The organism is Moorella sp. E308F (genome assembly GCF_006538365.1).
Classification (GTDB): domain Bacteria; phylum Bacillota; class DSM-521; order Neomoorellales; family Neomoorellaceae; genus Neomoorella.
In genome coordinates, this window is record NZ_BJKN01000001.1 from 934,826 (window position 1) to 958,261 (window position 23,436).

General features: G+C 57.9%; 22 protein-coding genes. 14 read left to right on the forward strand and 8 right to left on the reverse strand.

Going from position 1 to position 23,436, the window contains the following annotated elements; genetic code table 11:
- The first annotated feature begins 74 nt into the window (after positions 1 to 74).
- The 3 genes from E308F_RS04710 to E308F_RS04720 all read left to right on the forward strand — a co-directional run bounded on the left by E308F_RS04710 (position 75) and on the right by E308F_RS04720 (position 2,901).
- Entirely contained in the window at positions 75 to 1,724 is a 1,650-nt protein-coding gene (locus E308F_RS04710; protein WP_141263762.1) for an S-layer homology domain-containing protein, read from the forward strand.
- Positions 1,725 to 1,961: 237 nt separating this feature from the next.
- A complete protein-coding gene (locus E308F_RS04715) occupies positions 1,962 to 2,246 on the forward strand; it encodes a UPF0175 family protein (RefSeq protein WP_141263763.1) in 285 nt (94 codons plus the stop codon).
- 133 nt (positions 2,247 to 2,379) lie between these two features.
- Positions 2,380 to 2,901, forward strand: coding sequence for a BON domain-containing protein (locus E308F_RS04720; protein ID WP_141263764.1), 522 nt, complete (start codon positions 2,380 to 2,382; stop codon positions 2,899 to 2,901).
- Positions 2,902 to 2,939: 38 nt separating this feature from the next.
- Here E308F_RS04720 and E308F_RS04725 read toward each other — a convergent pair whose 3' ends face one another.
- The 3 genes from E308F_RS04725 to E308F_RS04735 all read right to left on the reverse strand — a co-directional run bounded on the left by E308F_RS04725 (position 2,940) and on the right by E308F_RS04735 (position 7,361).
- Entirely contained in the window at positions 2,940 to 4,919 is a 1,980-nt protein-coding gene (locus tag E308F_RS04725) for a B12-binding domain-containing radical SAM protein (protein WP_141263765.1), read from the reverse strand.
- 65 nt (positions 4,920 to 4,984) lie between these two features.
- Positions 4,985 to 6,157, reverse strand: a complete 1,173-nt coding sequence (thiI, locus tag E308F_RS04730; protein WP_141263766.1) for a tRNA uracil 4-sulfurtransferase ThiI — start codon at positions 6,155 to 6,157, stop codon at positions 4,985 to 4,987.
- 52 nt (positions 6,158 to 6,209) lie between these two features.
- Positions 6,210 to 7,361, reverse strand: a complete 1,152-nt coding sequence (locus tag E308F_RS04735; protein ID WP_141263767.1) for a cysteine desulfurase family protein — start codon at positions 7,359 to 7,361, stop codon at positions 6,210 to 6,212.
- 140 nt (positions 7,362 to 7,501) lie between these two features.
- On the opposite strand from E308F_RS04735, the gene E308F_RS04740 reads away from it, so the two are divergent.
- Positions 7,502 to 8,503 (forward strand): hypothetical protein, encoded by a 1,002-nt coding sequence (locus tag E308F_RS04740; RefSeq protein ID WP_141263768.1) that lies wholly within the window; start codon positions 7,502 to 7,504, stop codon positions 8,501 to 8,503.
- A gap of 65 nt (positions 8,504 to 8,568) precedes the next feature.
- Here E308F_RS04740 and ypeB read toward each other — a convergent pair whose 3' ends face one another.
- From ypeB to E308F_RS04755, 3 genes are all read right to left on the reverse strand, one after another.
- Positions 8,569 to 9,948: a germination protein YpeB gene (gene ypeB, locus E308F_RS04745; RefSeq protein WP_141263769.1), complete on the reverse strand. Its 1,380-nt coding sequence runs from the start codon at positions 9,946 to 9,948 to the stop codon at positions 8,569 to 8,571.
- Positions 9,949 to 9,972: 24 nt separating this feature from the next.
- Positions 9,973 to 10,464, reverse strand: coding sequence for a cell wall hydrolase (locus E308F_RS04750; protein WP_141263770.1), 492 nt, complete (start codon positions 10,462 to 10,464; stop codon positions 9,973 to 9,975).
- Positions 10,465 to 10,553: 89 nt separating this feature from the next.
- Positions 10,554 to 10,961, reverse strand: coding sequence for a hypothetical protein (locus E308F_RS04755; RefSeq protein WP_141263771.1), 408 nt, complete (start codon positions 10,959 to 10,961; stop codon positions 10,554 to 10,556).
- Positions 10,962 to 11,100: 139 nt separating this feature from the next.
- On the opposite strand from E308F_RS04755, the gene E308F_RS04760 reads away from it, so the two are divergent.
- Positions 11,101 to 11,322, forward strand: a complete 222-nt coding sequence (locus tag E308F_RS04760) for a hypothetical protein (protein WP_141263772.1) — start codon at positions 11,101 to 11,103, stop codon at positions 11,320 to 11,322.
- 109 nt (positions 11,323 to 11,431) lie between these two features.
- Here the strand turns inward: E308F_RS04760 and E308F_RS04765 are convergent, their stop codons facing one another.
- Positions 11,432 to 11,767, reverse strand: coding sequence for a hypothetical protein (locus E308F_RS04765; protein ID WP_141263773.1), 336 nt, complete (start codon positions 11,765 to 11,767; stop codon positions 11,432 to 11,434).
- 121 nt (positions 11,768 to 11,888) lie between these two features.
- The gene (locus tag E308F_RS04770) at positions 11,889 to 12,122 is read right to left on the reverse strand and encodes an FmdB family zinc ribbon protein (protein WP_054935597.1); all 234 of its coding nucleotides are present in this window, start codon (positions 12,120 to 12,122) and stop codon (positions 11,889 to 11,891) included.
- A gap of 273 nt (positions 12,123 to 12,395) precedes the next feature.
- Here E308F_RS04770 and E308F_RS04775 point away from each other — a divergent pair, with 273 nt between their 5' ends.
- From E308F_RS04775 to csaB, 9 genes are all read left to right on the forward strand, one after another.
- Positions 12,396 to 14,060, forward strand: a complete 1,665-nt coding sequence (locus E308F_RS04775) for a PucR family transcriptional regulator (RefSeq protein WP_141263774.1) — start codon at positions 12,396 to 12,398, stop codon at positions 14,058 to 14,060.
- A gap of 124 nt (positions 14,061 to 14,184) precedes the next feature.
- Positions 14,185 to 14,820, forward strand: a complete 636-nt coding sequence (locus E308F_RS04780) for an aspartate/glutamate racemase family protein (protein ID WP_141263775.1) — start codon at positions 14,185 to 14,187, stop codon at positions 14,818 to 14,820.
- 18 nt (positions 14,821 to 14,838) lie between these two features.
- On the forward strand, positions 14,839 to 16,440 hold the full coding sequence (locus tag E308F_RS04785; RefSeq protein WP_141263776.1) for an OPT/YSL family transporter: 1,602 nt from the start codon (positions 14,839 to 14,841) through the stop codon (positions 16,438 to 16,440).
- A 17-nt stretch (positions 16,441 to 16,457) separates the two neighbouring features.
- Entirely contained in the window at positions 16,458 to 17,561 is a 1,104-nt protein-coding gene (locus tag E308F_RS04790) for a DUF917 domain-containing protein (RefSeq protein WP_141263777.1), read from the forward strand.
- 4 nt (positions 17,562 to 17,565) lie between these two features.
- The gene (locus E308F_RS04795; RefSeq protein ID WP_141263778.1) at positions 17,566 to 18,501 is read left to right on the forward strand and encodes a DUF1177 domain-containing protein; all 936 of its coding nucleotides are present in this window, start codon (positions 17,566 to 17,568) and stop codon (positions 18,499 to 18,501) included.
- Positions 18,502 to 18,655: 154 nt separating this feature from the next.
- The gene (locus tag E308F_RS04800) at positions 18,656 to 19,327 is read left to right on the forward strand and encodes an AroM family protein (protein WP_141263779.1); all 672 of its coding nucleotides are present in this window, start codon (positions 18,656 to 18,658) and stop codon (positions 19,325 to 19,327) included.
- Positions 19,328 to 19,340: 13 nt separating this feature from the next.
- Positions 19,341 to 20,288, forward strand: coding sequence for an aminopeptidase (locus E308F_RS04805; RefSeq protein ID WP_141263780.1), 948 nt, complete (start codon positions 19,341 to 19,343; stop codon positions 20,286 to 20,288).
- Positions 20,289 to 20,429: 141 nt separating this feature from the next.
- The gene (locus tag E308F_RS04810; protein ID WP_141263781.1) at positions 20,430 to 22,340 is read left to right on the forward strand and encodes a DUF5693 family protein; all 1,911 of its coding nucleotides are present in this window, start codon (positions 20,430 to 20,432) and stop codon (positions 22,338 to 22,340) included.
- Positions 22,328 to 23,431 (forward strand): polysaccharide pyruvyl transferase CsaB, encoded by a 1,104-nt coding sequence (csaB, locus tag E308F_RS04815; RefSeq protein WP_141263782.1) that lies wholly within the window; start codon positions 22,328 to 22,330, stop codon positions 23,429 to 23,431. Before E308F_RS04810 ends, csaB begins: the two co-directional genes overlap by 13 nt.
- The last annotated feature ends 5 nt before the right edge of the window (positions 23,432 to 23,436 follow it).

Here is a 23,436-nt window from a genome sequence, read left to right on the forward strand (position 1 = left end):
TTGCTAAAAAAGGTACGGGGGATGCCCTGCCGCAGGCGGGCATGCCCCCTATTTTTTAATCGGAGGGGAGAAGGTTGCTGCGGAGGGTTTCTACGAGGGTTTTTACCTGCTGGACGCTGTTGTTCCTTATGCTGCTGTCCCTGGTGGGAGGGCCGGCCGCCCCGGCCGCGGGGCTGGATCTCCCCGGCCTGTATGACCGGCTGAAGGATGATCCCGCCTACCAGCCCTATCGCCAGGAACTGCTGGAAGAGTACCGGAAGCTGAATAGCAGTGAGCAGGCCATGGACAGCGACATCCGTTCCTTCCTGGCCGATGTGCAGGATCGGCTTGCTAATGCCGATACGAGCAGCCTCAAGGATGAAGACGACGTGAACGCCCTGGTCATGGAAACGGCGGCGGAAGTGCTGCTGACGGGTAATTACAGTACCCTGGCCAGTGCCCTGGCGGCAACTTCTGACATTCAATCCATCCTGAAGGGCAATTTCCCGCCGGCCCTGGAAGCCGTCCGGGAGCAGATTGTAGCCGCCCTGCTGGGGAGCACCGGGCAGGCCGTATCTGGCGGGGGCGGGGCGGCAGTGCCTCCGGCCGGTACGGGAGAAGAGATCCAGCGCGACGCTGCTGCGGGAGTTGTTACCTGGCGGGTGAGCCCGGAGGCGGCCGCCGGGATAAAGGATAACAAGCTGGTCCTTTCCCTGGCCGGGGAGACTGTTCCTACCCGGACCTTTTCTCTGCCGTCTGATCTGCTCCGGGACCTGGGGCAGAAAAAGGCGGAGCTGGAGCTGGACTACGGCCCGGTGGTCCTGACCCTGCCGCCGGCCTCCCTGGCGACTTTGAGCGACTTCGGAGCAGTAGACCTGACGTGCCGGCAGGAGAGCCCGGACCCGGCGCAAGTAAAAGGCATCAACGGGCCGGGCTACAGGGCGGCAGGCATGGTTTATACCCTCACCGCCGGGGATAAGGCGGGGCTCCCGGCCGGCATCCCTGCCAGGATAAAATATGAAGAGCGGCAGGGGTTGGACCGGGACCTCCTGGGCGTTTACCAGGTGCAAAGCGATGGTTCCCTGGTTTATCGCGGCGGTCATGGGGTGGAAGGGAATCCCTACCTGGAATTTGCCCTCCCCGGGGACGGGAGTTACATCGTCCTGGAGTACCGGGCTGATTTTGCCGACCTGGCGGGCCACTGGGCGGCCAGGGATGTAGAGATTATGGCGGCCAGGCATATCGCCGCCGGCGTGGGGGAGGGGCGGTTTGAGCCTGACCGCGAGATTACCCGGGCCGAATTTACGAGCCTCCTGCAACGGGTCCTGGATCTGCCGACGCCGGGGGCGGCAGCCGGCTTTAGCGATGTGCCGCCTGAAGCCTGGTACGCTCCTTCCGTTGCCGCCGCTGTCCGGGCGGGGCTGGTGCACGGGTACGAGGATAAGACCTTTAAGCCCGACAATCCGGTGACCAGGGCGGAAATGGCGGCCATGCTGGCCAACGCCCTGGCCTTGAAAGGCCTGGCGGTGCAGCAGGAGCCCGGCCGGGTGGAAGCCGTCCTGCAGAACTATAAAGATCAGGCGGTTGTTCCCTCCTGGGCTCGCTCGGCCATGGCGGCAACAGTAACGGCCGGGATTATCGGCGGCCGCGATGACGGCCTGGCGCCCCTGGAGCACGCCACCAGGGCCGAAGCCGTAGTTATGCTGAAGAGATTGATGGATAAAGGTTTTGCGCCGGGATTGTAGGCTAAAGTTCCTTCCGGATAGTCCCTGGTCATAAATCTATGCAGGGTTAAAGACGCGTTACCCGGCTGGTATGGGTCGGCCAGGTAGTCGGCCGGGTCGGTGCTGAGGATGGTACCGATATCCCGCGCCAGCTCGCCTATCTGGAACATCAGGTAACACAGCTTCTGCATAGTAGCACAGGCAATATTGATAAATTGGCAGTCCTGGGGTAAAATGGGATAGAGGAAGGTGACTGAAATGGCGAAAGAGGTTGTTGTGAAAATACCTGACGATGTCTATGAAAGTTTAGGATGGAAAAAAGATTTGGCAGGGGAAATATTAAAGAGGCTGGCTGCTGCATTATACGCCGAAAGGAAGGTTTCTTTGGGCAAGGCTGCTGAAATGAGCGGGGTGTCTTATAGCGCTTTTTTAGATGTCCTTGCTGAAATGGGCATTACATTGAATTATGATGAAGAAGAATTAGAACATGATTTGGAAACCGTAAGGAGGCTATTGGCGCGTGAAGGTAATAGCCCCTTTTGAGAATTGAAAAAAGCGCCGGTGCGCGCTGATGGATAAAGTAGGCTGGAGATAGGCCCGCGTGTTGACACTGCCCCTGCCTGATCTAAATGGTGCCCCACACCCATGAACTTGCTGTTGCCGGGGTATACTAGATTTGACTGACAGCAAGGGAGTGGGCATGATGGACGATACTTCTTTACGGGAAAAGGTGCGGCAGATTTTGCGCGAGGATAAGGATCTGCGCGGTTACGGCCTGAACGCCGACGTGGTAGCGGGCGAGGTCCAGCTCCAGGGGATCGTCGATACCCTGAAGGAGAAGGAGCGGGCCGAAAGGCTGGTGCGGCAGGTTCCGGGGGTGAAAGGCGTAGCCAATGCCGTGGCTATCAGCACCGACGGGGCCATCAGGGACGAGGACGTAACCATGGAGGTCCATGAAGAACTGGACTTAGATCCGCGCGTTGACCTGCGCCATATTGGCGCCGAAAGCGTTGACGGCCACGGCACGGTGGTTTTAAAGGGCCGGGCGGAAGAGCCGGTCGAAGTGGAAGCGGCCCGGGAGGCGGCAGCTAAAGCCCGGGGCGTGACCCGGGTGGTGAGCCAGGTTAAGGTAGGGGAAGAGGAAATGAGCCTGGAGGATATTTTCCACCGCCAGGTGAACAATGATAGGGAAGAGTAAGCCTTGATTTACTTATTCAAGCAGGCGCGATACTTGATTTAAAAAGTTTGCGGCTCTATTTCAATGAGGGGTAAACAATATACCCTTGTCTCACTTCCAGGGGGACCGTAGTAAAAGAAGACGAGGGTCGATTCGTCCTGTTCCGGTCTCTCCGGGTGGCAGGGGAAGAGTTCGATAAAGCCGTGGCGGCGCAGGTTTGCCGGGGTTTCTTTCGCGAGCTCCGGCATATATTTTTCTATGGACCGGGGAGCGGTTATCTGCGCCATGCAGTTTGAGCGCTCTTCCTGTGTCAGTGGCGAGGGCGGCATCCAGCCCGGGTAGTTCCGGCTGCGGTCGCGGTAGAGAAAGTCGAATTTAAGGAGCTGGTAGAAACGGTCCAACTGGCGGGCGGTAAGGGGGTAAAAGCGTTCCGGCCATACTGCGCCCGGTGGAGTAGGGTGTCCCGCCTCCCTTTGCGCGCCCGGTTCTTCCAGGTACGGTTCTCCTGGCGCGGCGGGCCGGGCCATACCGGCGGGGCCGGACAGGCCGGCGGCAAAGGCGGCCAGAAGCTCAAAAAGGTCCCGCTGGCGGTGGCCGCGGCGCAGGAGGCCACGGGCCTCCCACCAGGCGGCCAGGGTCTCGTATAGGGTGAAGCAGCTGCCACCGAAGGCGGTCGCAGCCAGGTAGGCCAGGGCGTGGTCGGCCAGGTGGCTGTTGCCGTAATGGCGGAGCAAGGTTTCCACGCTGTGGAGGCGGAGCATTTCTTCGTAGGTAATGGTGCTGCTGGCCAGTACCTCGTAGGGCGGCCGGTCGATGAAACGGTAACCGAATTCACCGGCCCGGGCGCGCAGGCTCGTGCCTTTCAGGAGTTTCAGGAAGCCGAGCTGGATCTCGTGGGGTTTTAAGGCCGCTACGGCGTCGAAACTTTTGCCCACGCCGGCGTAAGTTTCCCCGGGCAGGCCGGCGATGAGGTCCAGGTGCAGGCGGATGTTCTCCATTTCCCGCAAGCGGCGGACATTGGCCGCCAGGCGCTCCCAGTCCTGGCGGCGATTGCAGAGGACGTTTACCCCGGCGTCAATGGTCTGGACGCCGATTTCGAACTGGAACAGACCCGGCGGCACCTGGTTGAGATGGGCCAGCATCTCTTCGTCCAGGCGGTCGCCGGCGATTTCAAAGTAAAAACGGGCGCGGGGCCTGCGGGAGAGGAGGAACTCCCAGATGGCCAGGGCCCGTTTTTTGTGGGCGTTGAAGGTACGGTCGACGAACTTGATCTCCCGGACGCCGGCCTTGAGCAGGCGTTCCAGGTCGTCCCGGACGCGTTCCAGGGAGAAATAGCGCAGGCCCTCCGTAGCGGATGAGAGGCAGAAACCGCAGGCGAAGGGGCAGCCGCGGGAGGTTTCGTAGTATACCGTGCGCTGGCGGAGGTCGTTGCCGGCGGCGTGCAGGTCTTCCTGGTAGGGGAAGGGGATGGCGTCCAGGTTGCTGGGAAGCGGCGCCGGCGGGTTGACGACAACCTCCCCGCCCTGCCGCCAGGCCAGGCCGGGGATGGCTGCCGGGTCGGGTACGGGCCCCGGGGCAAGCCTCTCCGCGGCCGGCCGGGCTATGGAGGCGGAAATGGGTTCCTCCCGGCCCCCTGCCGGGAGGTGCTGTTGCCCGGCCAGTTGTTCCATGAGGGCGCGGAAGGGGATTTCCCCTTCGCCGGTGATCACCAGGTCAACCTGGGGGTTTTGCGCCAGAAAGGCGGCCGTATCGAAGGAAACCTCCGGGCCGCCGCAGAGGATAGGGAGGTCCGGGCGGACGGTTTTGAGAATCTGGATCACGGCCAGGGTGGGGTCGATATTCCAGATATAGCAGGAAAAAGCCACCAGGTCGGGCCGGTACCGGTAGATAGCGGCGGCGATATGTTCCGGGTGGTCATTGATGGTGAACTCATCCAGGATAAAGGTGTGGGGCAGGTCGCGGCAGCAGGCGCGCAGGTAGCGCAGGGCCAGGTTGACGTGGATGTACTTGGCGTTGAGGGTGGTTAACAGGACCCGCAAAGGTATACCCCCGTAAATTAGAAGTCAGAGACAAGACACCCATGCCGCTGGTGCGGCACGTCGGCTTACAATCCAGTATCTTCGGGCTCTACTGTTAGGATTTCCAGGCTTGCCAGGCACTCCTCGACGAGCTCCGCCACGGCCAGGTTCCTTTCGGCCGCCTCCACCCGGGCCAGGGGCGGTTTGGTGGCCGGGTGTTTGGGGACAAAAAGGGTGCAGCAGTCTTCGTAGGGCCGGATGGAGATGTCGTAAGTGCCGATGCGGCGGGCTACCTCGATGATCTCGCTTTTGTCCCAGGCTACCAGGGGCCTTAAGACCGGCAGGTCGACCACCTTGTTGATGACGGCCATACTCTGGAGAGTCTGGCTGGCCACCTGGCCCAGGCTTTCTCCCGTAAGGATGGCCAGGGCCTCCTCTTTGGCAGCCACCGCCCCGGCGATGCGGAACATTATGCGCCGCATGATGGTGACGTAAAATTCCTCCGGGCAGTGCTGGCGGATGGCCTTCTGGATATTGGTAAAGGGGGCTACCACCAGGCGGAAAGGTCCGCTGTAGCCCGCCAGGACCCGGCAGAGGTCGATGACCTTTTCCTTGGAGCGTTCGCTGGTAAAGGGGAAACTGTGGAAATGGAGGGCCGTGAGCTCCAGGCCCCGTTTCATACCCATGTAGCCGGCCACCGGACTGTCGATGCCGCCGGAGATCAGGAGCAGCCCCCGACCGGTGACCCCCACGGGCAGGCCGCCGGGTCCGGGGATGATGCGGGAGTAGATGTAGGCTCCTTCGTCGCGGATTTCCACATGGATAATCCGGTCGGGATGGTGAACGTCTACCTTCTGGCCCTGGCTGTGGGTCAGGAGATAGGCTCCCAGCTGCCGGTTGACCTCCGGCGAGGCGAGGGGAAAGCGTTTATTGGGCCGCTGGGTCTGGACCTTAAAGGTGGTGCCGGGGGAATCCTTTAAAACGGCCAGGGCGGCTTTTTTGATGGCTTCCATCTCCAGAGGAGCTGTAGCTACCGGGCTCATGGAGACGATGCCGAACACTCGCTGCAGGCGCCGGGCTACGGCTTCCAGGTCGTCATGCAGGTCAACGAAGACGCGGCCGAAGGTCTTGCGCATCCGGCGGGGCGGCAGGTCGCCCAGGGCCCGGCGCATGTTGTCCAGGAGTTTGTCCTCAAAATAAGGGCGGTTATTGCCTTTCAAGCTGATCTCGCCATAACGCACCAGTAAGGATGTATACATGAAAATTTCCTCCGCACATAGCTATCTTGCTATTCGTAAACAGTCTTTTTTCCTACAAAGCCCACAGTTCCGTTACACATTCCTTTATAGCTTCGACAGCAGGGGTTACTTCATCAGGAGTATTTAGGGCCCCCAGGCTGATGCGGATGGCCCCTTCCAGGCGCCAGCGTTCCAGGTGCAGGGCTTTGAGGACGTGGCTGGCCTCCTGCTTGCGGGAGTGGCAGGCCGAACCGGTGGAGACGTAGATGCCCCTTTGCTCCAGCATGTGGACCAGGACTTCCGCCCGGACGCCGGGGAAGGAGACATTCAAAATATGGGGGGCGCCTTCCTCCGGAGGGGGCCCGTTAATTCGCGCGCCGGGGATGGATTCCAAGAGCCTCGTAGCCAGCTCGATTTTTATTTCCCGCATTCTGGCCACCCGTTCCTCCATGTGAGCGGCAGCAAGCTCGGCTGCCAGGCCAAAGGCGGCAATACCCGCCGTATTTTCTGTTCCCGCCCGCCGGCCGGCTTCCTGGTCACCGCCAACGAGTAAAGGCTCCAGGCGCAGTCCTTCCTTTATATACAAGGCACCGGTACCTTTGGGCCCGTGGATTTTATGGGCGCTGAGGGATATAAGATCAATACCTGGCTGCTGACAGTTCAAGGGAATTTTGCCGTACCCCTGGATGTGGTCGACATGCAGGACGGCCCGGCTTTTGCTGCGGACCAGGCGGGCAACCTCCTCGACAGGCTGCAGCGCTCCCGTCTCATTGTTAACGCTCATAACGCTTACCAGGATAGTATCTTTCCTTAAGGCGGCTTCCAGATCGGCCGCACTGATGACGCCCCGGGAGTCTACCGGGAGATAGGTAACCTCGAAACCTTCGGTCTCCAGCCGCCGGCAGGCGGCCAGCAAGGAGGGGTGCTCGACGGCCGTGGTGATAATGTGGTTACCCTGGCGCCGGCGGGCGCGACTGATACCCCATACGGCCCAGTTATTGGCTTCGGTGCCGCCGGAGGTAAAGTAGACTTCCGAGGGCCGGGCGCCTATCAGGCCGGCTACCTGGCGGCGGGCGTGAGCCAGGGCCTTTTCAGCGGCAATACCCAGGCCGTGGAGGGAAGAGGGGTTACCGTAATTTTCCACCAGCATTTTATGCATTACAGCCGCGATGGCGGGCAGAACGGGTGTGGTAGCACTGTTATCCAGGTAGATGGCTGGCTGCAAGGTTGCAAATCCTCCCTTGGCAATGGCTGTTTCTCACTAGTATTATACAACAAATGGTCGCGACTTAAAGGCCCGTGGCACCACTCCTGGGGTGCAAGCATATTGTAAATTAAAATTGTCACCTTTGAGGAGTGGCGCCCATGCAAAGGGTAGATAGAGCCCTATCGAGGTACCGGGAGGATCTTTTGAGTTTGCCTAACGTGGTGGGTGTAGGGAAGGGATTTAAGAGCGTCCGGGGCGAGATAACCAAGAAGCCGGCAGTTGTAGTCTTGGTCAAGGAGAAATTACCGGTTGCTAGATTACAGCGGGGGTCCAGGATACCCCGGGTACTGGATGAAGCGGACACCGATGTCCTGGAGGTAGGGGAACTGCGGCTCCTGGGCCGTACCGATTACCAGCGGCCGGCCCGGCCGGGGATGAGTATCGGCCATTATAAAATTACCGCCGGTACCTTCGGGGCGGTGGTGAAAGACCGGCAGACGGGGGAACCCCTCATCCTTTCCAATAACCACATCCTGGCCAACATTACAAGCGGCCGCGACGGCCGGGCCAGCATCGGCGATCCCATCCTCCAGCCCGGTCCCTATGACGGCGGCACCAGGGATCAGGTAATCGGCTACCTGGAACGCTTTGTACCTATTCATCCTGTCGTTCAGGAGGTTACCTGCAGTCGAGCTTTGCGCTTCCAGGAAATCCTCAACCGCCTGGTGCACCTGGTACGGCCCAATTACCAGGTCAGGATGCAAAAAATGACGGCGGCCACCAATATTGTTGATTGCGCCGTGGCCCGGCCGGTCAGTAAAGATGTTATCCAAACGGAAATCCTGGATCTGGGGCCGGTGAAGGGTGTCCGGGAGCCCGAGCTGGGCATGGACGTAGTAAAGAGCGGGCGTTCCAGTGGCATCACCCGCTCCACCATTAAGGTTCTCCAGGCCACCGTCAAGGTACTCCTGGAAGAAGGGTTAACCGGTATGTTCAGCGACCAGTTCGTTACCGGCCCTCTTGCCCAGCCGGGGGACAGCGGCTCTCTGATCCTGGACAAGGAAAATTACGCCGTCGGCCTCCTTTTTGCCGGTTCGGACCAGACTTCGGTCGGCAATCGCATTCAAAATGTCCTGGAGCAGCTGGATGTTGAATTTTAGCTCCGCGGTTCGCTGCTTTCCCCGGCTCAAGCCTCCATGGCTCCTGGGTCGGGGTTAAATTTATGCTACATAGTCAACTGGCCGCCAGGCACGTCAACTATTTGCAGCACCTTTTCTTCTTCACCTGTGATGGCGTTGATATATGAGAGGTAATAGGTATCATCGAGCTTGGTTTTAACTTCATAGGTGAGCTTTTCTATCCCCCCGGGCAGGGGTATCAGGGCCAGCCGGACGCCTTCAACCTTGAGGCCGGAGTTAATTTTGGCCCGGGCCTCGGCTGGGGTTAGCTTTGGTTTGGGCAGCTGGCGGTTGTGATGAGCCATATAGTAGGGTGTCGCGTCCCAGCCGGTAATTTCCCCGTTGTCCAGGGCTACCTTGACCTTTACCTGGTCGGGATAAAGGAGGACATCGCCTTCTTTAGCGGCGAAGGTAATCACCTGGCTATTACCGGTGCGTACGGTATACGTGGGCTGCATATTGGCAAAGCCGTGGGCCTTTAAGAAAGCCGTGGCCCGCTCCAGGGCTTTGGCAGCGTCGAGGGTGGGAGCGCCAACCGGCCGGGTATTGAGGAGGGAAATGATCTCCCCGCCCTGTTTGCTGACATCAATGTGCACTATCACATTGGGACGCCGGTTGTCTATTAAGTTAAGGGCAAAGGTGGGCAGGAGGCCGTTGCTGGTTCGGGTGGCCTGGACGCGGTAACTGCTGTTGCTGGCGTCGTTGGCAAAGGCAAGTGCTTTGCGTTCAGCCTCAGCCTGGGAGATCTCGCCGCCCTTAAGGCCCAGGGGGCGCGGCTTTTCCAGATGATCGGAAAAGGGACCGTCGTAGTTCAGGCTGGGCAGGGTTTGCAGGCGCCGGTCGGCGTTAACGAAGCCCTCCAGGGGCCCGGCCTGGGCCTGGACGGGAACGGCCAGCCTGGCAATGGTCCTTAAGGGCTGCGGCATCCGCGTGCTGTAGAAACTGCTCCAGCGCAAACCTTTACTGGCTACCTGGCTTTCCGTCTGGCGGAGATCCAGGGCTAGCCGCTTCATTTCATCGCGTAACCTGGCCAGCTGTTCCCTCTCCTGGGGGCTTATTTCCCCGCCTCGGGCTAGCTTTTGCGCCAGGTAGTTGCTGTAGTCGCTGGTCTGGGCCAGGAATTTGCTGGTATTGATGGGCTTTATGCCCGGGGTAGGCAGCTGGCTTAAGGACAGCTGGGCGGCAGCCGCCTGGTTCCAGGCTTCCGTCAGGTGGACGGCCTGCTGGCGGGGAGAACTGCTGGCCAGGGATTTACCTATACTGACTTGGGCCTGCTCTACGTAACTCAAGAGGTTATAGAAGTCGCGCTGGCCGCCGGCCTCTACGGCGTTGGCCAGGGTTAAACGGTTGGCCCTCTCCCACAGGCCCCAGCCGACGGCCATTAACAGGGCCAGGGTCAGGACAATGGTAGAAATCCTGCGTTTCAAGTTAAAGCACCATCCTTTCGGGGTTTAACGGGCAAAGACGTGGTTACCGATCTGGGTAATAATGGTCCTGGTCCAAATCCAGGGGCTGACGGGCTTGGCCGGGTTCCAGAAGAAAAGGGCGCCGTAGGTGGGGTCCCACCCATTCAAGGCATCGGCGGCAGCCGCGGTAGGTGAAGCCAGGTTGGTGACCTGCCAGATAAGGCCATTGTGGACGCTTTCAAAGGCCCAGGGTTCGTAAATCACGCCGCTGATGCTGGTGGGGAAGAGGGGGCTGCGTACCCGGTTCAAGACGACGGCCCCTACGGCTACCTGGCCCTCATAAGGCTCGTTGCCGGCTTCGGCAGCAATTAACCGTGCCAGGAGGTTAAGTTCATCCCCCACAGCAACCGGTACCCCGGCCTGGGTGGGGAGGGCTCGGGGGACATGCCCCTGGCGATAAAACTGCCACAGGGCGGCACTGATTAGGATGACAACCAGGAGAACCGGTATGATTAAGCGGCGGCGGGAAGGATACATAGATTTTCCTCCTTGTTTCCTTATTCCGCCTTTAGTGTGGATGGGTAGCCAGGGCCTTATACGTAAAAAAGCGCTGGATAGCGCTCTTTTTAGTTACTGCGAAAGCGATTACTGCGGGTTTGCTGGGGCGGGGGATTCTCCTGCTTAGGTACTGTTTCCTGGGCTTCTTTTTCTTTGGCGCCCCTACTTTCTTTGGCACTCATGAGCAGATTCATGAGGCTGGTGAGTAAGGCCGGGTTTTTGCCCAGCAGGCCGGCCAGGTCGGCTGGCGGTTTGACATTGCCGCCGCTTCCCTGGCCCAGGACGGCATTTAAGGCTTCCTGGATGACGTTGCTGCCCTCCGCCTTGGCCGGTATGGCGACATTACCGTGCAGGAGATTTAAGATACCCAGCAGATCGACCAGGCCTAACAGTCCGGCCAGCTCATTAAAGTTTAGGGCCTGCTGCTGGGGGCCCAGTAATTGGTGCAGGACTTCAAGCAGATTGGTCTTTTCCACTGCGGCCACCTCCACAAATCCTTCCCTTTAATATATGCGGGAGGTAATCAATCAAGCGCTGCACCAACATTGTTTTAGTTGCATATTTTTAACTATAGAGGATTGCTTTTCTCATTAAATTGAAACGGGAGGGAGCAAGATGGCCGATTATATTGTCGATCCCAATCTCCTGGCCGTTATCCAGAGCCTGAAGCCCTATATGAACAGCCGGGCACTCCAGTGTACCGAAGTGGCCGAAACGCTGCTCGAGATCTTAGCCAGTGAACAGGCCCGGCGGGTCCAGGAAAAATTACAGAGTTTACGCCAGGAGTACAAAATGGCAGTGCAGGCGGCGAAGGCAAAAAAACCGGGTGATAAATGAGATGATAAACAGAGAGGGCGGGACCCTTTCTCTCTTTTTTTAATTCTAATTTTATTGCTACTGTCCACCGGCAGCTTTCCCGGGCCCGGCACCTCTCCAGGAAGCTCGGTTAAGTATAACTCAGGCGGACGCGGGCCGGTCCACCTTCCCGGGGATTTCCTGAAGAAGTGGCAGCAGGTGTCCCGGGGCTGGAACCGGCAGCCGGCGGCCTTTCGCCGGTGGGGGGGCGCAGGGGGGAGTGGACGACAGTCAGGCTGTTTAAGATTACCTCTTCTTCCCAGGCAAGATGGCCGTTTTCGTAGCGGCGGCGGCGGATTTCGGCTCTGGGGATAAAGGCGGAGACTTCATGGGGCAGGTCGTAAGTCAGGCGGCGGATTATCCGGATGACGGCATTATCTACGTGGAGCTCAACTTCATCGGTATTCAGCGGGCATTCCGGCAGCAAGGGAGACACCTCCTTTGCTGCCAGTATATGTAATAGGGGAGGAAAAGGCGCGGGCTGAACAGGTCGCCGGGTATAACGCCAGTTTTAAGGGCCGGTCCCCGTCAGGGGGCCGGCCCCGGTCTTAGCTGGCCTTGCTTTCCGTCTTCGTTTCCTCTTTAGCCTTATCCTTATATTCCTGGCTGCGGTTTTCGGTGGTATAGAAACCGCCGGCCTTGTAGATGACGCTGATATTATGCCCGATCAGCCGGTGTACAGGCCCGCCGCAGGTGGGGCATTTCTCCAGGGGAGGGGCGGTAATGCGCTGCTCCTGTTCAAATACCCCGCATTTGGCACATTTGTATTCGTAGATAGGCATTGTTACCACCTCCGCTTGTCTGTATATAGGTCTAGCTTTGGTTATACGCCAGGAATTCAGATTTGTCAAGATAGCTCTTGGCCTGTCACGGCGGCCCGGTCATACCCGGGGTAAAGGAGCACCCTTTCTTTTACCCTGCCTGGTGCAAAATAGAGCCATTTTACCGCTTTTTTACTCCTGGAACCGCCTTTTGTTTATGTTATCATTATAATTGCTGGCCGGACTCTGCAGCTTATTTATATCTGTTCCCGGAGGAATATGGAGTGAAGCTTTATGGGCATAACCGTCAGAGAGGCTTTAAAGTTGGGGGGCCTGCAGAGGGCCACCCTGCTGGCTGGCGAAGCAGGACTAGATAATGTTATAAAATTTGTAGATATCCTGGAGATACCTGATCCCCGCGGGTGGCTCAGGCCCAATGAATTTATTATTACAACAGGATATGCGGTAAAGAACGACCTGGAAGCGCAGTTGAATCTTTTACGGGAGCTGGCAGGGGCGGGCGGAGCCGGCCTGGCCATAAAGTTCGGGCGGTTTATCGGCGCTGTTCCGGAGGAAATGTGCCGCCTGGCCGGCGAGTTAAAGCTGCCCCTCTTGAGTGTGCCTGATGACGTCCCGTATGTGGAGATCACCAATCCACTGATGGCGGCCATTGTCAATGAACAGGCAAGGCAGCTTGAGTATTCGGAGAAAGTCCACCGTAAGCTTACCCAGGTGGCCCTGGAGGCCAGCAATCTCCAGGCCGTTGCCACAGCTCTGGCCGCCCTGGTGGAGCGGGAAGTAGTTATTTGCAATGAGGAATTCAAGCCCCTGGCAGAGGCGGGTAAGGGCCCATCTTCGGAAACCTTTCAGCTGCCGCCTGAAGAAGCCAAAAGGCTCAATTTGACGCAGAAAGCGGTAGAAGTAGCCCTCTGGTACAAAGGGACACGGCGGCGGTATTTTGCCTCTCCTGTTGACGTCAGGGGCCGGCGCTATGGCTACGTAATGGTAGAAGGGCAAACGCCCTTGAGCGAATTAAACCATATCGCCCTGGAGCATGCCGTGACGGTAACTGCCCTGCAAATGGTCAAGGAAGAAGCTGTGGCCGAAGTCCAGCGGAGCCTGCAGCGGGATCTGCTGGAGGACCTGATAGCCGGGGCCTTTCGCCATCGCGAACTGGCCGTCAGCCGGGCTGAAGCCCTGGGTATTTTTCTAGAGGAACCCAAGGTGATCATGGCCATCGACATAGATGATTTTAGCGGTTATCTCTTGCACCGGCCCGAAGTCTATGAAACAAACACTGAAAAGCTAAAACGCAATTTTCACCGGTCAGTAAATTCCTGCCTTGCAGCCTTAGAACGGCGGGTTTTAACGGTCCAGCGCAGCGACAGCGTTGTAGCCATCTTACCGGCGTCAGCGGAGGAAGGGCAAGCCAGAGTGGGCTGGAGCAACTTAAGAATTAAGCTCCAGGAACTCGCTGTGGAAATTCAACAGCAAATTGCCAGGGAGTTGAACGGCGTAACTGTATCCGTGGGTATAAGCTCTGTAGCCCAGGACCCTATGGATATCAGCAAGCGCTACCAGGAGGCTAGAAACGCCATAAGGACGGCCAGGCTTATCAAAGGAAGAGGCGCCGTAGCGTTCTGGGAGGATGTAGAATTATACCATGTTTTGGGGCAATCGGGCCGGGCCCTGGCCAGGTTTTACCACTCGATTCTGGGATCGCTGGATCGTCCGGAAGTCAAAAACCGTGAGGTCCTGCTGGAAACTTTACGCGTTTATCTCGAGTCTGAGGGAAACGTAATGGCTGCAGCCGAAAAGCTGTACGTGCACCGTAATACCCTGCGTTACCGGCTGCAGCGAATTGAAGAACTTCTCGGGCGCGATCTGGATTCGCCTGACGAAAGACTAGCCATCTGGCTGGCCCTGAAGGCCCGGGCACTCCTCAAATCTGATAAATAAATTGTGCTGGTTGCATAAAAATGAACCCGATATATTCATACCGCTTGGCCATAGATACCAGGCGGTTATTTTTATATAATCTCATCTCAGGTATTATGTTGAGCATTATCAAGGAGGCTTTAACGTGCTGGCAGTTATTCGTGTCCTCACTACCCAGGACGAAAATTTACTTAATGCCCATGGGCGCATAATCACTGCAAAATATGGGCTGCCGACCCGGAGCTACTGTATACCTGACCAGCCGGAGGGCATATATAATGAAGAAACTGAAAGAATTGCCGTTCCCAAAATAGTGCGCCTGGCTCGCCAGGCGGAGGAAGAAGGGGCTAAGGCGATTTTTATTAGCTGTGCGGCCGACCCGGCCCTGCAAGAGGTGCGGGCGGAATGCAAAGTACCTGTCATTGGTGCCGGTTCAGCGGCCGCCGCCGTAGCACTGGCCCTTGGCAGGAGGATTGGCGTCTTAAACCTGACTGAGGCTACTCCGGCGGCGGTAGCTACCGTCCTCGGCTCCCACATGGTTGCCGAAACCAGGCCGGAGGGGGTGAAAAATACCAGGGATCTGCTGACCCCGGCGGGTAAAGAAAAAGCCGTTAAGGCTGCCGGCGAACTGGTTAGTAAAGGGGCCGACGTCATTGTTTTCGCCTGCACGGGTTACTCTACCATCGGCCTGGCCGGAGAAATCAGAGAACGCCTGAGGGTAAGGATTGTGGATGCAGTAGAAGCCGGCGGAGTGGTTGCCAGGTATACTTTACAAAATTAGCAAGGGAGAAGGGAAATTATGGAAGAAAAATTGTTAACAGAAAAACATCCCCGAGCTTTTGAACCCGTCGTTCTTATTTTAAATATTATTCTTTCGGTTCTCGGGGCAATTATCGGCCTGCAAATATTAACAACCCTTGGGGTGACCCCGAATACTTCCATTATCGGTGTGCTGGTGGCTATTGCCCTGTCCCGGATTCCGGCAGGGTGGCTGGCCAGATACCGATCCATTCACCGCCAGAATCTGGTCCAGTCGAATATCTCCAGCGCTACCTTTGGGGCGGCCAATTCTTTACTGCTTCCGATAGGTATTCCTTACCTGTTTGGCCGGCCCGACCTGGTTGTCCCGATGCTGATTGGTGCGACCATGGGTATGCTTATTGACCTGGCTATGTTGTACTGGTTCTTCGATTCCCGTGTTTTCCCCGGCAAAGCGGCCTGGCCGCCCGGCGTGGCTGCAGCCGAAGCCATCTACGCCGGCGACGAAGGCGGCAGGAGGGCCTGGCTTCTGGTCTGGGGGACTATTATCGGTATTATTGGCTCCTACTTTAAGGTTTCCATGTCTGCTTTTGGCGTAGCCTTCATCGGCAATGTCTGGGCCCTGGCCATGTTTGGTGTTGGCCTGCTGCTCAGGGGTTATTCTACTACCCTTTTTGGCGTGGATATCAACAAGCTCTATATTCCCCACGGGATGATGATCGGTGCTGGCCTGGTGGCAGGCATCCAGATCCTCTTCATTCTTCTTAGGGGAAGAAAAGAAGGAAGGATTCATGCAAGCGCTGATGCACCCGGCGATTACACCCGGAGCGAAGAACATGTCAGCAAAGGTTTAGTCCGCGGTTTTGGCCTTTATGTAGCTGCCGCCCTTATTTTGGCCTTCCTGGGCGGCCTCTATACGGAAATGCCGGCCTGGCAGCTTGTTTTCTGGGCCATCTTTGCTGCCGTTTCCTGTATCCTGGCAGAATTCATCGTTGGCCTTTCCGCCATGCACGCCGGCTGGTTCCCGGCTTTTGCTACGGCACTGATTTTTCTCGTTCTAGGTATGGCCCTGGGGTTCCCGGCCCCGGCCCTGGCCCTGCTGGTGGGATTTGTCGCCTCGGGAGGACCGGCCTTTGCCGACGCCGGCTATGACTTGAAGGCCGGCTGGATTTTAAGGGGTGAAGGACGTAACCGCGACTTTGAGCTGGAAGGGCGCTGGCAGCAGTTCCTGGCCGGCCTGGTAGGGCTGGCGGTGGCCTGGGTAATGGTCACCTTGTTCCATGATGTATATTTTCGCCAGGATTTGTTCCCTCCCGTCGACCGGGTGTATGCGGCCACCATTAAGGCGGGCGTAGACGCTGCTATTATCAAAAACCTGGTGCTGTGGGCCATTCCCGGAGCCCTGATCCAGGCCCTGGGCGGCTCCGACAGACAGATAGGGATAATGTTAGCTACCGGTCTCTTAATCCTCAATCCCATGGCGGGTTATGCCGTACTGGCCGGCATTATTATCCGCGTCCTGGTTCTCAAGTTTATGGGCAAGGAAGCCGAAACGCCCATGACCATCCTGGCCGCCGGTTTTATCGCCGGCGATGCCCTCTATGGCTTCTTCAACTCGGTATTCAAGGCTAAATGGAAGTAATGAGGAGAGACCCGGCAATGAGCTTGAAGATGACGCTTGATTACGAAGTTATGGAAGCGGCCGTACTGGGCGGGGCTGTTCTGGGGGGCGGCGGTGGTGGTTCCATGGAGCTGGGACGCCAGGCCGCCCGCCTGGCTCTAGAGCTGGGCACCCCTGTATTAATACCAATTGATGCCCTTGCTGACGATGCCATGCTGCTTACCGTTTCGGCCGTTGGAGCGCCGGCGGCCAGGACGGCCTTTGTCAAGCCGGTGCATTATATACGTACCGTGGAGTTGTTCAGCAAAAATACAGGCGAAAAGATTCACGGTTTAATTACCAATGAATGTGGCGGCCTGGCCAGCGTTAACGGGTGGCTGCAGGCCGCGGCCCTGGGCATACCCGTGATCGATGCCCCCTGTAACGGCAGGGCCCATCCCACCGGGGTCATGGGCTCCATGGGGCTGCATAGAGTTGCCGGGTATATCTCCCGGCAGGTGGCAGTCGGCGGCAATCCCCAAACGAATAGCTATATTGAGGTTTTTGCCAGCGGTTCCCTGGAGGCAACCGCCAGTATGGTAAGGCAGGCTTCAATACAAGCCGGCGGGCTGGTGGCCGTAGCCAGGAATCCGGTTACGGCAGGGTATGCGAAGGAAAATGCTGCCCCCGGCGCCATAGGCAAGTGTATCGCTGTGGGCAGAGCCATCCTGGCCAATCGCGCTAAAGGCCCCCTGCCGGCAATCGAAGCGGCAGCGGAAGTTTTAGGCGGTGCCATAATTTTTACCGGGAAAGTGGCTGCCGTTAGCCTGCAGACCACCGGCGGCTTTGATGTTGGTAAAGTAGTAGTCCAGGGCGAACGGCAGATGGCGGAACTTACCTTCTGGAACGAATATATTACTCTAGAAATTGAAGGTGAAAGGAAAGGCACTTTTCCAGACCTGCTGGCAACTATGGACCTCAGTAGCGGTTTGCCCCTGTCTTCGGCAGAAATCCAGGAAGGGCAGGAGATAGCCATTTTGCACGTTCATCGTGACAGGTTAATTCTGGGAAGCGGCATGAAGGATCCTGACCTTTTTCATGTGGTAGAAAAGGCTACCGGAAAAGAAGTAATCAAATACGTATTCGCTGGAAGAGGGGTGTAACAGGATGGCTCTTAAACAGGTAATAGAAGCTTATGAACTTCTTGACAGCGCTTATGTTGATGGCTATGAGGTGGCAGGCTTACTTAAAAAGGCCGGCCTGGAAGACGTAGAGGTAAAGCGGATTGCCGGCGCCAAGGGTTTTACGGACTTTATCAAAGTCAGGGTACCGGGAAGCAATGGTAAGGTTAAAGGCGGCAGCGCGCCGACCCTGGGGATAATCGGCCGGCTGGGTGGCCTGGGCGCCCGGCCGGAAAGGATAGGTTTTGTGTCCGACGGCGACGGCGCCCTGGCTGCGGTGGCTGCCGCCTTGAAACTGGGGACCATGCAGAAGAAGGGGGATATACTGGCCGGGGATGTGATTATTGCTACCCATATCTGTCCCAATGCGCCGACCAGGCCTCATGATCCCGTGCCCTTCATGGATTCGCCGGTGGATATTGCTGCAATGAACCGCCATGAAGTCGACCCGGCCATGGACGCCATTCTTTCCATTGATACAACCAAAGGCAACCGGGTTATCAATCACCGCGGTTTTGCTATCTCGCCGACGGTTAAAGAGGGGTATATCCTGCGGGTTAGTGAAGACCTGCTCGACCTGATGCAGATTGCAACCGGCAGGTTACCGGTAGTCTTCCCGGTTACTACCCAGGACATTACGCCCTACGGCAACGGCCTTTATCACCTGAACAGCATTTTGCAACCTTGCGTAGCCACGGCGGCGCCGGTAGTGGGGGTGGCCATTACAGCCGAAGTGCCGGTCCCGGGCTGCGCCACCGGCGCCAGTCACCTGGTAGATATTGAAGCTGCCGTTCGCTTCTGTATCGAAGTGGCCAAGGCCTTTGGCCAGGGTAAGTGCCGCATTTACGATGAGGAAGAATTTGAACGGTTGAAGGCCCTTTACGGCCCCATGGACCACCTGCAGACTTTGGGTAAAAGCTAAAGTATGCCCGCGTAAATAACGGGTTACCGTATCGGAGGGTAGTTGAAAAGACCTGTGGTAGTACAGCAAGCCTGGTAGAGTATGCGCCCGGAGCCGCAGGGTGTCACCGGCACCGGGCCTGTGCCTGGAAAAAGGGCAAGGGAGGGGTCCTGGAATGGTACGTAAAGTAGGCGCTATTACCATCGGGCAGTCGCCCCGCGTTGATGTCGTGCCGGAAATAGAGGCAATTCTTGGGGACAGAATAGAAATAATCGAAGCGGGAGCCCTTGACGGTTTAAGCCATGAAGAAATAGCGGCCCTGGCGCCGGGACCGGGGGATTACGTCCTGGTGACCAGGTTGCGGGACGGCAGTTCGGTAAAGCTTGCCGAGCAGCGTATTTTATCGTTAATGCAGGCCCGGATTGACGAGGTGGTTGCTGCGGGCGCCGAGGCTGTTTTATTGCTGTGTACAGGGGAATTTCCTCCTTTTTCCTGCCCACGGTTAATTTTGCAGCCCCAGCTAATCCTGCATCATTTCACCGCTGCCGTCGCGGCCGGGCGACGGCTGGGGATAATAGTTCCTGATCCGGGCCAGGTAGAGCAGGCCGGGGTGCGCTGGGCCGGAATGGGTAGCGCCCTGGCAGTAGAAGCCGCTTCGCCCTATGGACCTGTAGAGGCCATATGGCAGGCAGCCGCCAGGCTACAGGAGTGGCAGGCGGAATTGATTGTCCTAGATTGCATGGGCTTCAATATGGACATGAAAAAAGAAATCATGAAGCGTACCGGCATTCCAACCATACTGCCGCGCACGGTTGCCGCGCGTGTCATTCTGGAATTATTATCCTGAGGAGGCGGCCGGCTTGCAAGACCTGAAAACAGTAGCCAGGGAGCTTTTGCGTACCAATATGGCTTTAAAGCCCGGTGAAACTTTGCTGGTGGTGACCGATACGGCAACAAGCACTATTGGCGAAGTGATTTTCCAGGCCGGTGAAGAAAGCGGCGCCCTCGCGACACTTATCAAGATGCCTCCCACGGACAGGCCCGGGGCCGAGCCGCCCCCGCCCGTGGCGGCGGCTATGGCCAGGGCCCAGGTGGTTATTTGTCCTACCAGGAATTCCTTAACCCATACCCAGGCCCGGATCAAGGCCTGCCAGGCCGGGGCGCGGGTGGCCACCATGCCCGGTATTACCGAGGATATGTTTTTTACCGGGGCGGTGGCGGCCGACTATGATCAGGTGGCCCGGCTGGCTACAGAACTTGCCCGGCTGCTTACAGAAGCCAGGACTGCCGTTTTGGTCAAAGAAGGCCTGGAATTGCAGCTTTCCCTGGCCGGGCGCCGGGGTATAGCCAGTACCGGCTTGTACCGCCGGCCGGGTGAAGCAGGAAATTTGCCTTCGGGGGAGGCATACATCGCCCCCCTGGAGGGAAGCGCGGAAGGTGAAACGATTATTGACGGCTCCGTGGCGGGTATTGGCCGGCTGAGGAGCCCTGTCAGAGTAACTATTCGCCAGGGAATTTTAACGGCTGCTCAGGGCCCGGAAGGGCAGCGGCTGCTGGAGCTATTGGGGAGTGCTCCTGAAGCCAGAAACGTGGCCGAACTGGGCCTAGGCACCAATGACCGCGCCAGGGTCTCAGGCAACATTTTAGAAGACGAGAAGGTATACGGGACCGTTCATCTTGCCTTTGGTAATAATACAACCTTTGGCGGCACGGTCAGGGCGGGAGTGCATATTGACGGTGTTATTATGGCCCCCGACCTGTACCTGGACGGGAAACTGGTCGTTTCTCAAGGAAAAATCATAGTTTAATGTTCTTCCCCCCCTGCAACCCGCCTTGACAGGCGGGTTGCAGTATCTCGTAACCACAAGTTGCCGGCCTTCTCCAGGAGGATTCGGTCACCGGGTGGCGAATATATCCCTTCTGTAACCTCAAGGGAAGAAGGGATTTTTTTGTTGCGCCGGCGTTACCAGCCAGTCCTCTGGGCAATGCTGATTATCGCCACCCTGGCCGCCGGGGTGGTAATTACGAACCGGGTACGCCTGGAAGAAGCCAACCGGACGGTTACCCTGGCGGTTGACTTCCAGCAGGTGCAGAAATTAGCCCAGTGGAGTGGCTTGACTACCAGGGAAACTCTCAGCCGTTTGCAACAGCAGGGAGCCAATGCCGTCCTTTTTAAGGAGCAGACTATAGAGGATCTCCAGCAGCAGGTCTGGGTCCGGCCGGGAACTGAGGCTGTCCTATACTTCCCGGCTGCAGTACAGAAAGAAGTACGCCCCGAGTATACCTACCTTTTTACCAGCGACAGGAAACTGGCGCAGCGCCTGGAACTGCAGCTGGAAAATAAAATCCCCGGCGAGGTGCAGGTGCTGGCCGGCAGCGACTTCGTAGCTCTGGGTATACCCCTCTCCACAGCAGAGCTAAAGGAAGTGGGCCTGGGCTTCCCGGAACGGGAGATGGCCATGGCGCGGGAACTGGGCCTGTTCCTCATTCCCCAGGTGCGGTGGTGGTATGGCGCCAACGCCGCTTCCCTGGCCGCCACTTTAAGGCCCCTTTTTGCCTACCAGGACAGCATCGTTGCTTTGCTTTTCAATGATAAGAACCTTCCCGGTTACCCCCATTACCTGTTTAACCTGGCGGCCCAGGTGGAGCAGATCAAAGTCCCGGTGGGCCTGATTGAATTTTTCCCGCAACAGGGCCTCAGTCAGCTGGTCGTGCTTCTGGATAAAAGGGCTCTGCGGGTACACAGCATCAGTGGTGATGAAATGGCCGGTCTAACCCCGGCGGCGGCCCTGGAACGCCTGGAGCTGGCAGCCAGGGAAAGGAATAATCGCATTCTCATCGCCCGTTTTAAGTTTACCCCGGGATCGACAAACTGGCTGGAGGATAACCTCCATTTCGTTGGGGAATTAAGAAGAGTAATCCTCGCCGGCGGCCTGACCATAGGCCGGGCGGAGCCCTTCTCATCATTTCCTTTCTCACGCCTGTGGCTGTATTTAACCGGCCTGGGTGTCCTGGCTGCCGGGGTTCTTTTAATGATGCAGTTTGGTTTACTTCGCCTGGGTTTAGCTTTAGGTTTCCTGGGCCTTGTGATCTGGACGGGGGCCCTGGGGCTGAATCACCAGGTGCTTTTAGCCCGCAAGGTAATGGCCCTGGGGGCGGCCATTATTTTTCCCACCCTGGCCGTGCTCATGGCCTGGTCGCCGGTACCGCGCAGTTTAAAGGCCGGGATAGCCGTCACCCTGCGCACGGCCCTGCTCTCCTTCCTGGGGGCGTTGTATATTGCTGCCATTCTGGCCGATAATACCTTTATCTTAAAGATTAATGAATTCAGCGGTGTTAAAATTGCCTTTGTCGCTCCCTTGTTTTTATTTACGGCGGCCGTGATTATCCGGCAGGAGGGGCGGGGGGCCGGCGCTGCCCTGCAGGGCTGGCTTGATGCCGGCCTCACCGTAAAGCTGGTACTCCTGGCCGTGGTGGTGGCTGCTGCCGGTGTCCTTTACCTCAGCCGCAGCGGTAATGAAGGGGTGGGGCTGTTACCTTTTGAAGGGCAGATGCGCTCTTTCCTGGGGAACGTTTTACTTGCCCGGCCGCGGACCAAAGAGTTCCTCCTCGGCTATCCCTTTTTGCTTTTAAGCCTGAGCCTGGGTTACCAGCACCGTTATCTTCTCTTCTGGCTCCTGGGCCTGGTGGGCCAGATCTCCCTGGTTAATACTTTCTCGCACATTCATATTCCTTTCCTCATTTCGTTATTACGGACCTTTAACGGCCTGTGGCTGGGGCTTCTGATTGGTTCGCTGCTGGTTACAGCCGTAAAGCTGGGGGCGGGAAGTTTAAGGAGGAACAGGGCATGGCCAGGGTAGTTATCTCCGGCTATTACGGCTTCCAGAACGCCGGTGATGAGGCCGTCCTTTACAGCATGGTTCAGGCCTTGCGTTCCTTTGTGCCCGGCCTGGAAATTACTGTCCTATCTCACTGCCCGGAGCAAACAGCAGCGAGCCTGAACGTTGATGCGGTAAACCGCTGGCAGCTGGCGGCGGTAGCCGGGGCCATGCGCCGGGCCGACCTGGTTATCAGCGGTGGTGGCAGCCTTTTCCAGGATGTTACCGGATGGAAGAGCCTTCTCTACTACCTGGGCGTGGTGGTCCTGGCCCGGCTGCTGCGCAAGCCGGTAGTGGTCTATGCCCAGGGCCTGGGACCGTTAAAGCGCACTTTTAGCCGCCGGCTGGCCGGCAGAGTCTTAAATAGCGTCCAGCTTATAACCCTGCGGGACAGTGAGTCGCGGCAGCTCCTGGAGGAGCTCGGGGTGAGACGGCCGCCGGTCTACGTTACGGCCGACCCGGTTCTGGGCCTGGAACCGGAGAACCTGGATTTGCGAAACGGGCAGAAAAAATGGCAGGAGCTGGGATTGGCCGGACCGGTAATTGGTATTTCTGTCCGCTCCTGGCCAGGGGCCGGGAACTGCTGGCCGGCGCTGGCCAAGGTGGCTGATGACCTGGTGGCCGGCGGGTGGCAGGTTTTATTTTTACCTTTCCACTTTCCCGCCGACGTCGATGCCTGCCGCCAGGTGGCCCGCTTGATGCATCAGCCGGCAGCCATTTTAAGGGAAAATTTGGACCTGGCGACTATTATGGGCCTTATGGGCCGGCTGCAATTTTTAATTGCCATGCGCCTGCACGCCCTGGTCCTGGCAACAGTTATGGGAGTGCCCTTTTTGGCCCTGCCCTACGATCCCAAAGTGGCTGCCTTTGCCCGGCTGGTGGAACAGCCGGCCGTGGGTTCCCTGGCAGGGGTAACCTGCCAGGGCCTCACGGCGGCAGTCCAGGAGGCTCTGGCTCGCCGGGAAGAGCACGGCCAGAGGGTCAGGGCGGCAGCGGCCGAACTGCGGCCCCGGGCCCTGGATACCGCCCGCCTGGTTGCAGAGTACCTGAAGAAAGGAGCCATAGGCGGCTGACAGCT

Bases quoted from the DNA above. Each gene is read 5' to 3' on its own strand.
- E308F_RS04760 (WP_141263772.1), top strand. From the start codon at position 11,101: ATGGCCGATTATATTGTCGATCCCAATCTCCTGGCCGTTATCCAGAGC.
- E308F_RS04800 (WP_141263779.1), top strand. From the start codon at position 18,656: ATGGTACGTAAAGTAGGCGCTATTACCATCGGGCAGTCGCCCCGCGTT.
- E308F_RS04785 (WP_141263776.1), top strand. From the start codon at position 14,839: ATGGAAGAAAAATTGTTAACAGAAAAACATCCCCGAGCTTTTGAACCC.
- E308F_RS04770 (WP_054935597.1), bottom strand. From the start codon at position 12,122: ATGCCTATCTACGAATACAAATGTGCCAAATGCGGGGTATTTGAACAG.
- E308F_RS04740 (WP_141263768.1), top strand. From the start codon at position 7,502: ATGCAAAGGGTAGATAGAGCCCTATCGAGGTACCGGGAGGATCTTTTG.
- E308F_RS04750 (WP_141263770.1), bottom strand. From the start codon at position 10,464: ATGTATCCTTCCCGCCGCCGCTTAATCATACCGGTTCTCCTGGTTGTC.
- E308F_RS04775 (WP_141263774.1), top strand. From the start codon at position 12,396: ATGGGCATAACCGTCAGAGAGGCTTTAAAGTTGGGGGGCCTGCAGAGG.
- thiI (WP_141263766.1), bottom strand. From the start codon at position 6,157: ATGTATACATCCTTACTGGTGCGTTATGGCGAGATCAGCTTGAAAGGC.
- E308F_RS04795 (WP_141263778.1), top strand. From the start codon at position 17,566: ATGGCTCTTAAACAGGTAATAGAAGCTTATGAACTTCTTGACAGCGCT.
- csaB (WP_141263782.1), top strand. From the start codon at position 22,328: ATGGCCAGGGTAGTTATCTCCGGCTATTACGGCTTCCAGAACGCCGGT.
- E308F_RS04715 (WP_141263763.1), top strand. From the start codon at position 1,962: ATGGCGAAAGAGGTTGTTGTGAAAATACCTGACGATGTCTATGAAAGT.
- E308F_RS04790 (WP_141263777.1), top strand. From the start codon at position 16,458: ATGAGCTTGAAGATGACGCTTGATTACGAAGTTATGGAAGCGGCCGTA.